This is a genomic window from Streptomyces sp. NBC_00354 (assembly GCF_036106915.1).
Classification (GTDB): Bacteria; Actinomycetota; Actinomycetes; order Streptomycetales; family Streptomycetaceae; genus Streptomyces.
The window spans coordinates 3,094,049-3,106,969 of the sequence record NZ_CP107983.1 but is presented as its reverse complement, the minus strand read 5'-3'; the positions used below and the strand labels follow the sequence as shown (position 1 = coordinate 3,106,969).

Genomic DNA, 12,921 nt, shown 5'->3' with positions numbered 1-12,921 from the left:
CGTTCGGGTATGCCGATTCGCGGCCGGAGCGGAGTGCTGGGTACCCACCAAGGACAGGAGGTTGGTTCTCAGCAGAGAAGGGTTCGTTCTGAGATCTCCACGCGGGGGAAAATTTGAATGTCCAACTGTCCGATGGTGTCCTGTGTGCTGAAATCCACAACAATCCTGGAGGCGTCCGGGCGATCGATGATCCGGAGCAGGGTCGCACCTTCCCGGAAATTCCGGACCGCGATTTTCCCTCCAGCGGGATGCCAGGTCAGTGAAACCGACCTGCCGATCGCGTCATAGGAAAAATCGAGTTTCTCGCCGGTAACGTCGAAGAAGCTGAGGGTTCGGACGGTTTCGTCGGTAATGACAGGCTCCACGCCGAATGTGTTGACGAAATCTTGTGGGTCGGGCGTCACGAACTGGCCAGCCATTGATCCAAACTCCTCGTGTGTGACGGCTGAAGGCCTACCTTGCCGGTGGGGGCTCGATGTTGGTCCACCATTTGCCTCCCTTGAAAATAGCGGTGGAGAACCTCAGGGTTCCGTCAGGCATGATCTGCCATGTTGATTCAACCCCCCTTATTCCGTTAGGGCCCATTATGACAGAATGCGTTTCGCCAAACTCCCCCCATTCGTTACTGAAGGTTCGTTCGAAGCCGTTCTGTGCGGCTTTCACCAGGTGATTGTGGACGTACTCGCGCGATGCGGGGGTGTCGCCAAATCCGATGCTCTTCAGTTGCTGTGCGTTCTGATTTGCCCTCGGGGTGTTATGGGCGTCGGTCTTGATGTTGCTGTCGAATAGGTAATCGAGTTTCCGCCCGTCAATTTGCGGGCACGGTGCCAGGCCGAGAGGATCCGACCACGTGTGGGGGTTGGGGATGTACGCGGTGGGGTTCGGGGCCGGGGTGAGGCCCAGGGGGTCGGGTGAGAGGTAGCGGGCCGATTCGGGGTCGTACGTGCGGAAGTAGTTGTGGTGGAGGCCGGACTCCGGGTCGTAGTACTGGCCCGGGAAGCGGAGCGGGGTGTAGGCCGTCGCGTCGCGGTTCCAGGTTGTGGTGCCCCACAGGGTGCTGCGGGTGCGCCACGCCGTCGTGCCGTCCTCGGCCAGGAGCTGGGTCGGGGTGCCGACCAGGTCGGTGACGATCGCGAAGAAGCGGTCGTCCACCTCGTCCTGGTCGAGGCGTTCCGTCTGGGTGAGGGGGTGGAGGCCCTGGTGGGTCCAGGTGACCGTGACACCGCCGGTCGTCTGTTCGCAGAGGGTGGTGCCGTCCCAGGTGAAGAGGACTTCTTCGACCACCGTGCCGCCTTCCGACAGGCGTCGCTTGGCGGTGCGGCGGCCCAGGGGGTCGTACGTGTACCGCCAGCGGGTGCCGTCCGGGGTGGTGACCGCCGTCAGCTGGTCTTCCGCGTTCCATTCGTAGCGCCACGTGTCCGGCTTGCGGGACAGGCGGGTCTTCTGGCGGAGGACGACGCGGCCCAACGCGTCGTGCTCGTACCGGATCGAGCCCGCATGGGTGATGTGGGTGCCCGTGTACGTGCGCTCGCCCTGGGCCTCTGCGCCCGGGTGGCGGGTCGGCCACGAGGCGTGCGTCTGGTTGCCGGCCTCGTCGTAGGCGTACCGCTCCGACCAGGACGCGGCATCCACTGCCGTGACGCGGGCCGCCGTGTCGAGGGTGAAGGTGCGGGGGCCGGTCAGCGAGTCGTCGATGCCGGAGAGGTAGCCGTCCGCCCGGTAGCTGTAGCCGCGGCGCTGGAGGGTCCGCCCGTCCTGGCCGACGACCGACTGCACGGTCCGGCGGCCCATGTCGTCGTACTCGTGGGTGAGGGAGAGCGACGGGTTCAGCGTGCGGGTCAGCCGAGCACGTTGTGCTCGTACGTCGTGGTCTTGCCCACCGCGTTGGTGCGTGCGCTGAGGCGGCCGGCGCCGTCGTAGCCGTACGTGAGGGTGCGGCCGTCGAAGTCCGTCTCGGCGGCCAGGCGGCCGGCCGGGTCGCCCCGCGCACATATTGAGACGGCGTCAGGGAGGGGAGAGCGTTTCGCGGGCCGCCGTGCGGATCAGTTGGCGGTCCGGGCGGTTCCTTCAGCGTTTCCCCGGGCCCTGCCCGGGCCCCGGCCTTCGGGCGCCGGGCAGATTCCGGCCCCGCCGGCGTTCGGGGCGGGCCCCGGAAGCGCGGGCAGCCGGGGGCGCGCAACGGCGCCGCCCGCGCCCCCGCCGCGGCAGCCCCCGCGGCCGCGACCCGGCACCGCAGACCCCCGTGGAGCTAAATGGCTTCCTTGCGGGTCAGGTAGTTGAACGAAATCCACCCCGGCAGCACCGGCAGCCAGAACGTCATCAGGCGGAACAGCAGCACCGCCGAGATGGCGACCTCCTTGTCCAGCCCGGCCGCGATCAGGCCCAGCGTCAGCGTCGTCTCCACGGCGCCGATACCGCCCGGGGTCGGCGCCGCCGAGCCCAGTGCGTTGCCCGCCAGGAAGACCACCGCGATGCTCGCGTAGCTGATGGCCTGGCCGCCCCCGAACGCCCGGATCGACGCGTCCAGGCACATCACGAAGCAGCCGGTCAGCAGCAGCATGCCGCCGATGCCCGTCATGAGCTTCTGCGGCCGCTGGAGCACGTCCAGCATGCGCGGCACGACACCCGCGAACAGCGCCCGCACCCGCGTCGCCACGAACTTCCGCAGGAACGGCACCGCCGTCACCACCAGCACCAGCACCGCCACCGTGAGCAGACCCGCGATGACCGTCCGGGACGGGGTCATCTCCGGGGTCTTCTCGGTGCCCGTCAGGTAGCCGAACGCCAGCAGCAGCAGGATGTGGCTCGCCAGCCCGAACAGCTGCGAGGCACCCACGCTGGCCACCGCCAGCCCCGGCCGGATCCCGGCCCGCTGCAGGAACCGCGTGTTCAGCGCGACACCGCCGACCGCCGCCGGCGCCACCAGCTTCACGAAGGACCCCGCCACCTGCGCGACCACCGTCCGCAGGAACGGCACCCGCTCCGGTACGAAGCCCAGCAGGCTCATCGCCGCCGCGAAGTAGGTCAGCGCCGAGAAGGCCAGCGCGGCCCCCACCCAGCCCCACTGCGCCTCGCCGACGATCGTCGCGAAGTCCACGTGCGCCAGCTGCGTGAGCAGGAAGTACGCACCGAACGCACCCGCGATGAACGACACCAGAGTGCGTGGCCGGATCCGCTCCAGCCGGGCCGGCTCCACCGGCGCCTGCGGGCGGATCAGCAGCACCTGCTGGCGGATCTGGCTCAGCAGGTCCTCCTCGCGGGCCCCGTCGAGCGCGTCGTCCAGCGCCTTCTTCTCGGCCTTCTTCTCCGCGGCCGTGGTCGCCGCCGATTTGCCTCCGGCCTTGCCGCCCGGCTTGCCGGGCTTGTCCGGCTTCGCTTCCTCCGCAGCCGCCTCGCGCGCAGCCTTCGCCGCCCGAGAGGACTCCAGTACGGCCTCCCGCTGCCGGTCGGCCCGCTCCCGGGCCAGCCTGCGCAGCGTCGCCCGGGTGGAGCGGCTCAGCGCGATCGGCTGGAGCAGCGGCAGGCAGTCCGCCACCGCGTCCGGGCCGAGCACCGACACCGCCGAGGCCACCGCGCGCTCCGCGCCGATCCGCAGGCCGAGCGTGGTCAGCAGCTGTGCGATGTCCATCCGGAGCACCAGGTCGCCGGCCGCGATCTCGCCGCCGCGCAGGTCGGTGAGGACGAGATTGCCGGAACGATCCACCACGAGCGCGTCGCCGGTGAGCCGCCGGTGCGCGATCCGCCGCGACTGGAGGGCCCGTACCTGCTTCCACGTGCTGCGGGTCAGTTCGTCGGTGATCTCCTCGTCGGCGAGCGCGTCGAGGGGCCGGCCGTCCAGGTGCTCGTACACGAGCATCACGGCGTCCGGGCCGAGCTCGGAGGTGGCGATCAGCTTCGGAGCGTTGGCCCCGGCCGCGATGGCCGCGTACGCGAGCAGCGCCTCCTGCTCCAGGGCCTGGCGCAGCGACTGGAGGCTGCGCCGCGTCGTGATACCGCGCAGGGTGAGCCGGCGCCAGACCCGGTAGAAGAACCCGTGGGCCTGCTGCTCGCGGTCGACGACGGTGACGTCGAGCGGCGGGCCGTCCTCCAGCGTGACGTGGTACCGGCGGCCCCGGTCGCTGACCTCCGAGGCGTCGGCGCCGTCCGGGAGCTCCGCGCGCATGGCGCTGACCGGCTTGAAGCCGACCCGGCGCAGGCCGGCGAGGAGGGTCTGCCCGGTGGGGCGGACGTTCGGCGAGCCGACGGCGTACAGGGTCCCGTACGCGACGCTCCAGCCGATCAGCACGGTCAGGATGATCGAGAACGGCGTGGTGTACCCGCTCACCAGCATCGCGAAGGCGTCGAGCAGCAGCACCACCCACAGCGCGACCCGCCAGCGCGGCCTGCGGGTCATGCCGACGGCGGTCATGTACGCGATGACGGGCGCGAGGTAGCCGTGCACCGGGTCGGTGATGGGGCCGCCGGCGCTGGTGGGACGGGTGAGGGCGTCCTGAATGGTGTCGGAGGCGGCCTGGGAGACCCACAGGTCGGTGGCCAGGGTCACGCCATGCGCGAGGACGGCGGCGAGCACGCCGTCGGCGATGCGCAGCCCGTCGCGCTTGATCAGCCGCTCGATGGCGAAGGCGACGGGTACCAGCAGCACGGCGATGCTGGACACCAGCCCGGCGACCTTGATCAGCAGATCGGGTGCGGCGCCGGTGCCCTGGGAGATGTCGGCCTCGAGGCCGGCGGTTGTGCGGTGCGCGAAGGCGGCGATGCCGAGGACGACGGCGATGCCGAGGATGCCGACGAGGAGGCGTACGAGGTCGGACGGCCGGTGGACACGGGCGGCGAGCAGCGGCTCGTCGACCTCGACCTGGTCGGCGGACGCGGAGGCGCGCCCGTGCGGCCCCTCGGAGCCCGCCGCGTCGGGCTGGTCCCCGGCTCCGGCTTCGGCCCCGGCTCCGGAGCTGGCCCGGGCCCGGGGACCGGGTTCGGGTGCGGCTCCTGTCCCGGGTTCGGGTGCGGCCCGGCCGGGGAGCTCGTCGGGGAGCTTCCCGGGACGCGGGTCCGGGCGCGTGCCGTCGTCCTCAGCCGCGCCGTCCGGAGGGCTCACACCCTGCTCCTTCGTCGTCACATCCGTCTCTTCTTGATCACGTATCACCAGTCACCGCCCGGAAGATGGTGGCACGGACCGACCGGCGGGCGGGGCATCAGGGTGCGCGCCGGTACGGAAGGAAACCTTCCGGGAACCGGACCGTGATGTACGGCACCATGGGCGCAATGAGCGAAGAGCTGCCCGCGTACGCGGAGCGGGTGCTGGAGGCGGCCGAACGGATTCCGCCCGGCCGGGTGATGACGTACGGGGACGTCGCCGAATGGCTCGGCGAGGGCGGACCGCGCCAAGTCGGGCGCGTGATGGCCCTGTACGGGGGAGCCGTGCCCTGGTGGCGGGTGGTCAGGGCGGACGGACGGCCGCTGCCCGGCAGCGAGCACCGGGCCCTGGAGCACTACCGCGCCGAGGCCACCCCGCTGCGTCTGACCGCCGACGGCGAGGCCCGGCTGAACATGCCGCGGGCGCGCTGGGACGGGCTGGAGGGGCGCGCCGCACGGGACGAGGGTCACATCTGACAGCTTCGTCCATGCGCGGCCAGGGCGGGCGGTCGAGCGCCCGTACGGGCGACGGTACGGGGGACCGGTGAGGGCTGCCGCGGCCTCCCTGCCCGGACCTCGGGGAACTGCGCGGGACCCGCCGGTTGCCGTAGCGTTGCCTCTTCGGCGAGCGCGGCAGCGGCCGCGGAACCCGCAGCGAGCGCAGCAACCGCAGCAACCGCAGACCCACCAGGACCTGGACCGGCACCCCACGTGATCACCTCTCCATCCGACCGCTCCGAGCGGCGGCGTACGCGGACCCCTGACGCGTACCGCCTCGTGCGCACCGGGCCGGAACGGGTGGATCCCCCTGTTCTGGACGCAGCGCAGCAGGCGGTGGTTGATCACACCGGCGGACCGCTTCTCGTCCTGGCCGGACCGGGTACCGGGAAGACGACCACACTGGTCGAGGCGGCCGCGGCCCGTGTCGAAGCCGGGACGGACCCCGCCCGGATCCTGATCCTCACCTTCAGCCGCAAGGCGGCCGTGGAGCTGCGCGACCGGGCCGCCCTGCGGCTCGGCGGGGCGCGGGCTCCGCAAGCCACCACGTTCCACTCCTTCTGCTACGGGCTGGTCCGCGCCCACCAGGACACCGACCTGTTCGCGGATCCGCTGCGCCTGCTGTCCGGACCGGAGCAGGACGTGACGGTCCGCACCCTGCTGGAGGGCCAGCGCCACATCCGGTCCATCCGCTGGCCGGACGACCTGCGGGCCGCGCTGACCACGCGCGGCTTCGCGGACGAGGTCCGCGCCGTGCTCGCCCGTGCCCGCGAGCTGGGCCTCGGTCCGACGGCGCTCGACGCGTTCGCGACCCGGCTGGGCCGCCCGGACTGGAAGGCGGCGGCCGCGTTCCTCTCCGAGTACCTGGACGTCCTCGACATGCAGGGCACGCTGGACTACGCGGAGCTCGTGCACCGAGCGGTCCTGCTGGCGGAGCGCACGCCTTCCCTGGCTCACTCCTACGACGTGATCTACGTGGACGAGTACCAGGACACGGACGCCTCCCAGCTGCGCCTGCTGCGGGCACTGGCCGGGCCGGCGGGCACCCTGGTCGCGTTCGGCGACCCGGACCAGTCGATCTACGCCTTCCGCGGCGCCGACATCAACAACACCCTGGACTTCGAGGGCTCCTTCCCGGGCGCGGCGGTGCACGCCCTGACGGTGGGCCGCCGCTCGGGCGCGAACCTCCTCGCGGCGACCCGCCTGCTGACGTCCCGCATGCCGGTCCCGCGCCTCCCGTCGGCCGCGGTCCGCGCCCACCGTGCCCTGGCCCCGGTCCGGGAGGGCGGCGGGGTGGAGGTGTTCACGTACCCCACGGCCGGGGCCGAGCTGGACAACATCGCCGACATCCTGCGCCGGGCGCACCTGGAGGACGGCGTGCCGTGGCAGGACATGGCCGTCCTGGTCCGCGCGGGCGGCCGCACCCTCCCGGCGATGCGCCGCGCCCTGATCTCGGCGGGCGTCCCGGCGGAAACGGACGGCTCGGACACCCCCCTGCGCCACGAACCGGCAATAGCCCCCCTCCTCACAGCCCTCCGCACAGCCGCCACCCCGGCCACCGCCGACCACGAGCCCTCGGCGGCCCCGGCATCCGCACCCGCGGACACGGCCGACCTCGGCCTGCCCGACCTCGGCCTGCCCGGCCACGGCATCGGCCCGGACTCCGAGCCCGCCGCAGGCGACGGCGCCGAGTCCGAGCCCGCCGCAGGCGAAGGGTGGGTCGGGGTAGAGGCGGCGCTCGCGCTGCTGAGTTCGCCGCTCGGCGGGATGGATGCCGCCGATCTGCGGCGGCTCGGGCGGGCCCTGCGCGACGAGGAGCGGGCCGCCGGCATCAAGGTGCCGGCCCCGTCCGACGTCCTGCTCGCGCGCGCCCTCGCCGAGCCGGAACGGCTCACCGCCCACGACCCCGCTTACGCCCGCGGAGCACAGCGACTCGGCCTGCTCCTGCGCAAGGCCCGCGAGCTCCTCCAGGGAGGCGGCACCGCCGAAGAGGCCCTCTGGACCCTCTGGGAGGGCACCCCTTGGCCCCAGCGGCTGGAGCGGGGCGCCCGCCGCGGCGGCGCGGCCGGCCGCAACGCCGACCGCGACCTCGACGCCGTCTGCGCGCTCTTCGACACCGCCGCCCGCGCCGAGGAGCGCACCGGCGGCCGCGGCGCCCTCAACTTCCTCGAACAGCTCGAGGCCGAGGACATCGCCGCCGACACCCTCACCACCCGCGCCACCCGCTCCGAGGCCGTCCGCCTCATGACCGCCCACCGTTCCAAGGGCCTGGAGTGGCGCCTCGTCGTCGTGGCCGGCGTACAGGAAGGGCTCTGGCCCGACCTGCGCCGCCGCGGCTCCCTCCTCGAAGCCGACCGCATCGGCCACGGCGGCCTCGCCGAGCCCCTCCCCCCCGGCGCGCTCCTCGCCGAGGAGCGCCGCCTCTTCTACGTCGCCGCCACCCGCGCCCGCGACCGCCTCGTCGTCACCGCCGTCAAGGCCCCCGCCGAGGACGGCGACCAGCCCTCCCGCTTCCTCACCGAGCTCGGCGTCACCCCCAAGGACGTCACCGGCCGCCCCCGCCGCCCCCTCGCCGTCCCCGCGCTCGTCGCCGAGCTGCGTGCCACCACCGTCGACCCCGAGGCCTCGCCCGCGCTCCGTGACGCCGCCGCCCGCCGGCTCGCCCGCCTCGCCGCGCTCACCGACGAGGACGACCGCCCGCTGGTCCCCGCCGCGCACCCGCAGCGCTGGTGGGGTCTGTACGAGCCCACCCGCAGCAGCGTCCCGCTGCGCGACCGGGACCGGCCCGTCGCCCTCTCCGGCAGCGCCCTGGACCAGCTCGCCAACACCTGCTCCCTCCAGTGGTTCCTGGGCCGCGAGGTCAAGGCCGACGCCCCCTCCACCGCCGCCCAGGGCTTCGGCAACGTCGTCCACGTCCTCGCCGACGAGGTCGCCTCCGGCCGCACCCCCGCCGACCTCGCCGTCCTGATGGAACGCCTCGACTCCGTCTGGGACGCCCTCGCCTTCGACGCCCCCTGGAAATCCCGCCAGGAGAAGGACAACGCCCGCGCCGCCCTGGAGCGCTTCCTGCGCTGGCACACCACCGACCGCGCGGGCAGGGCGGCCGTGGCCACGGAGCACGCGTTCGACGTCACGCTCGAAGCGGGCGACTACGCCGTCCGGATCCGGGGTTCCATGGACAGGGTCGAATCGGACCCCCAGGGGCGTGCGTACGTCGTCGACTTCAAGACCGGCAAGGCCGCGCCCACGAAGGACGAGGTCGCGCGGCACCCCCAGCTCGCCGTGTACCAGCTCGCCGTCCGCGAAGGCGCCGTCGACGAGGTCTTCGACGGGCTGCGCCCCGACGCGGGCGGCGCCGAGCTGGTGCAGCTGCGCCAGGGCGCCGCCCAGCGCGACGGCGGCGACGCGGTGCCCAGGATCCAGGCGCAGCAGCCGCTGAACGGCGAATGGGTCGGCGACCTGCTCGCCACCGCCGCCGGCCGGGTACTGGACGAGCGCTTCGCGCCCGCCACCGGCAAGCAATGCGACCACTGCTCCTTCCGCAGCTCGTGCAGCGCGCGCCCGGAGGGCCGCCAGACGGTGGAGTGAGTCACACGGCCGGAACCGCTGGGCCTGCGGTCTCCGGCCCGCGACCGACCGGCCGGTGAGACGGCGGCCGGGAGTGTCCGTGGGTCCGGCTAGCCTCTTCACGTGTCCGCGCGTCCGTCCGTCCTCACCGACCCCGAGCAGCTCAAGGAGCTCCTCGGCATCCCTTTCACGCCCGAACAGCTGGCATGCATCACCGCCCCGGCCGCCCCGCAGGTCATCGTGGCCGGCGCCGGCTCGGGCAAGACCACGGTCATGGCCGCCCGCGTGGTCTGGCTGGTCGGCACCGGAGCGGTCGCGCCCGAGCAGGTCCTCGGCCTGACCTTCACCAACAAGGCCGCCGGCGAGCTCGCCGAGCGCGTACGCAAGGCCCTCGCGCGGGCCGGCATCAGCGACCCGGACCCTTCTCCCCCCGGCTTCGCCGGGGGGACCCCCACCGCCGAGGCCGACGCGGCGGGCGGCGAGCCGCGCATCTCCACGTACCACGCCTTCGCCGGCCAGCTCCTGAAGGACCACGGTCTGCGCATCGGCCTGGAGCCCAGCGCCCGGCTGCTCGCCGACGCCACCCGCTTCCAGCTCGCCGCGCGCGTGCTGCGCGAGGCCCCCGGCCCGTACCCGGCGCTCACCAAATCCGTCCCCGACCTGGTCAGCGACCTGCTCGCACTCGACGGCGAGCTCTCCGAGCACCTGGTCACCCCGGCCGAACTGCGCGCGTACGACACGGACCTCCTCGACACCCTCGCCACCACCAGGCTCACCAACGACGACCTGCGCAAGGTCCCCGAGGCCGTGCGCGGCCGCCTCGAGCTGCTGGAGCTGACCGAGCGCTACCGCGCCGCCAAACGCTCCCGCGACCTGCTCGACTTCAGCGACCAGATAGCCCTCTCCGCGCAGCTCGCCACCACCCGGCCCGAGGTCGGGGCGCTGCTGCGCGAGGAGTTCCGGGTGGTCCTGCTCGACGAGTACCAGGACACCTCCGTGGCCCAGCGGCTCCTGCTCTCCGGCCTGTTCGGCGGCGGCAGCGGGCACGCCGTGACCGCCGTCGGCGACCCCTGCCAGGCGATCTACGGCTGGCGCGGTGCGTCCGTGGCCAACCTGGACGACTTCCCCGAGCACTTCCCGCACGCCGACGGCAGCCCCGCCACCCGGTTCTCGCTCAGCGAGAACCGGCGCAGCGGCGGCCGCCTCCTCGACCTGGCCAACGAGCTCGCCGCCCCGCTGCGCTCGATGCACGAGGGTGTCGAAGCGCTGCGCGCGGCGCCGGGGGAGGAGCAGGCCGGCACGGTCCGTTGCGCCCTGCTGGACACGCACGCGCAGGAGCTGGAGTGGCTCGCGGACTCGGTCGCGCACCTGGTCCGTACGGGGACGGAGCCGCGCGAGATCGCGGTGCTGTGCCGGTCCGCGCGGGACTTCGCGCAGATCCAGGCCGTACTGGTGGCCCGGGACGTGCCGGTGGAGGTCGTGGGGCTGTCGGGGCTGCTGCACCTGCCGGAGGTCGCGGACCTGGTCGCGGTGTGCGAGGTGCTCCAGGACCCGGGGGCCAACGCCTCCCTGGTCCGGCTCCTCATCGGCCCGCGCTGGCGGATCGGCGCCCGCGACCTGGCCCTGCTGGGCCGCCGGGCGCGGCAGCTGATCGGCCGCGCGCCGGGAGAGGTGGACCCGGACGAGCGCCTCGCGGCGGCCGTGGAGGGCGTGGACCCGGCGGAGATCGTCTCGCTGGCGGACGCGCTGGAGACGTTCCTGGACGGTTCCGGGCCGGGGTCGTCCGCGGACGACCTGCCGTTCTCCCCGGCGGCCAGGGTCCGCTTCGCGCACCTGGCGCAGGAGCTGCGCGACCTGCGGCGTTCGCTCGCCGACCCGCTGATGGACGTACTGCACCGGGTGCTGGCCGCGACCGGCCTGGACGTGGAGCTGTCGGCGTCGCCGCACGCGCTGGCGGCCCGGCGCCGCGAGTCGCTGTCCGGCTTCCTGGACGTCGCGGCGGGCTTCGCGTCGCTGGACGGCGAGGCGTCCCTGCTGGCCTTCCTCGGCTTCCTCCGCACGGCGGTCCAGTACGAGAAGGGCCTGGACCACGCCCTCCCCGGCGGGGAGAACACGGTGAAGGTGCTCACCGCCCACAAGTCCAAGGGGCTGGAGTGGGACGTGGTGGTCGTCCCCGACCTGTCCGCGGGCTCGTTCCCGAAGGAGAAGGCCCCGGAGCCGTGGACCTCGTACGCCAAGGTCCTGCCGTACGGCCTGCGCGGCGACGCGGCCACCCTCCCGGCCGATCCGGCGTGGACCTCGGCGGGCCTGAAGTCTTTCAAGGCCGCGCTGAAGGAGCACAAGGCGGTGGAGGAACTCCGCCTGGGCTACGTGACGTTCACCCGCCCCCGCTCGCTCCTCCTGGCCTCGGCGCACTGGTGGGGCCCGACGCAGAAGAAGCGCCGCGGCCCGTCGCCCTTCCTGTCCTCGCTCTACGACCACTGCCTGGCGGGCCACGGCGAGATCGAAGCCTGGGCGGAGGAACCGGACCCGGACGCGGAGAACCCCTCCCTCGCCACGGAGTCCACCCCGGACCGGTCCTGGCCCCTGCCCCTGGACCCCGACTCGCTGGCCCTGCGCCGCGCGGCGGCGGCCCTGGTCGAGTCCCACCTGGCCACCCCGGCCCCGGACCCCTACGTCTGGCCCCCGGACTGCGAGGACCCGTCGTACGCGGACGAACCCGCCCCTGCCGACGCCGACCTGTGGGCGGCGGACGAGGCCTGGGCCGCCCCGGCCACCGCCCCGGCCACCGCCCCGGCCGTCCCGCACGCCCGCACCGAGGCGGACCTCCCCGATCGGTATGACGACGACCTGTGGCCCGATGGCGACGACTGGGACTTCGCCGAACCCCCGGAGGGACCGGACGCGCACGCCGCGGGCCCGACCCCGCCCGGGGGCCGGAGCCGGGGCGGGCGCCCGGCCCGTGGAGCCGGAGCCCGGGGCACCGCGGCAGCAGCCGGCCTCACGTCCGAGGAGGCCCGGGCCGTCGCCTCCTGGGATCGGGATCTCGACGCCCTCGAGGGCGAGCTCCGGCGTGCCCGCGCCGCCGTGCGCGACGTCGAGCTCCCGGCCGCCCTCTCCGCCAGCCAGCTCCTGCGCCTCGCCGCGGACGAGCAGGGCTTCGCCCGCGACCTCGCCCGCCCCATGCCCAAGCCCCCGCAGCCCGCGGCACGCCAGGGCACGCGCTTCCACGCCTGGGTCGAATCCCGGTTCGACGAGCTCCCGCTGCCGCTCCTCGACGTCCTCGACCCCGCCACCGAGCTGCCCGGCTCCGATCAGGAGATCGCCGACGAGGCCGACCTCGACTCCCTCAAGGCCGCCTTCGAGCGGAGCGAGTACGCCGAGCGCACCCCCCACCGCATGGAGGTCCCGGTCCAGCTCACCCTGGCAGGCCGCGTCATCCGCGGCCGGATCGACGCCGTGTACCGCAACCACGACGACTCGTACGAGATCGTCGACTGGAAGACCGGCCGCACCACCGAGGCCGACCCCCTCCAGCTCGCCGTCTACCGCCTGGCCTGGGCGGAAGCCACCGGCACGCCCCTCGACCGGGTCTCCGTCGCCTTCCTCCACGTCCGCAGCGGCCGCGTGATCCGGCCCCGCAACCTTCCCGACCGGGCCCGTCTTGAGCGGATCCTCCAAGGCAAACCGGACACGGACAGTGACGGGCAACCCGACAGTTAG

Annotated in this window: 5 protein-coding genes and 1 pseudogene; 3 read left to right on the top strand and 3 right to left on the bottom strand. The window is 73.4% G+C overall.

Features of this window, described 5'->3' with window-relative positions; translation table 11 throughout:
• Nucleotides 1-68: 68 nt before the first annotated feature.
• From OHT74_RS13630 to OHT74_RS13620, 3 genes and pseudogenes are all read right to left on the bottom strand, one after another.
• Nucleotides 69-419: a hypothetical protein gene (locus OHT74_RS13630; RefSeq protein ID WP_328620368.1), complete on the bottom strand. Its 351-nt coding sequence runs from the start codon at nt 417-419 to the stop codon at nt 69-71.
• Nucleotides 420-453: 34 nt separating this feature from the next.
• Nucleotides 454-1,979: pseudogene (locus OHT74_RS13625) on the bottom strand (RHS repeat-associated core domain-containing protein); the annotation flags it as partial.
• A gap of 269 nt (nt 1,980-2,248) precedes the next feature.
• A complete protein-coding gene (locus tag OHT74_RS13620) occupies nt 2,249-5,143 on the bottom strand; it encodes a flippase-like domain-containing protein (RefSeq protein ID WP_328620367.1) in 2,895 nt (964 codons plus the stop codon).
• 110 nt (nt 5,144-5,253) lie between these two features.
• Here OHT74_RS13620 and OHT74_RS13615 point away from each other — a divergent pair, with 110 nt between their 5' ends.
• The 3 genes from OHT74_RS13615 (at nt 5,254) to OHT74_RS13605 (ending at nt 12,921) form a co-directional block, all read left to right on the top strand.
• Nucleotides 5,254-5,610, top strand: coding sequence for an MGMT family protein (locus tag OHT74_RS13615; RefSeq protein WP_323139555.1), 357 nt, complete (start codon nt 5,254-5,256; stop codon nt 5,608-5,610).
• Nucleotides 5,611-5,844: 234 nt separating this feature from the next.
• On the top strand, nt 5,845-9,219 hold the full coding sequence (locus OHT74_RS13610; RefSeq protein WP_328620366.1) for an ATP-dependent helicase: 3,375 nt from the start codon (nt 5,845-5,847) through the stop codon (nt 9,217-9,219).
• Between the two features lie 102 nt (nt 9,220-9,321).
• Nucleotides 9,322-12,921, top strand: coding sequence for an ATP-dependent DNA helicase (locus tag OHT74_RS13605; protein WP_328620365.1), 3,600 nt, complete (start codon nt 9,322-9,324; stop codon nt 12,919-12,921).

Excerpts from the sequence above, each read along its gene's own strand:
- OHT74_RS13630 (WP_328620368.1), bottom strand. The coding sequence starts at position 419 with ATGGCTGGCCAGTTCGTGACGCCCGACCCACAAGATTTCGTCAACACA.
- OHT74_RS13615 (WP_323139555.1), top strand. The coding sequence starts at position 5,254 with ATGGGCGCAATGAGCGAAGAGCTGCCCGCGTACGCGGAGCGGGTGCTG.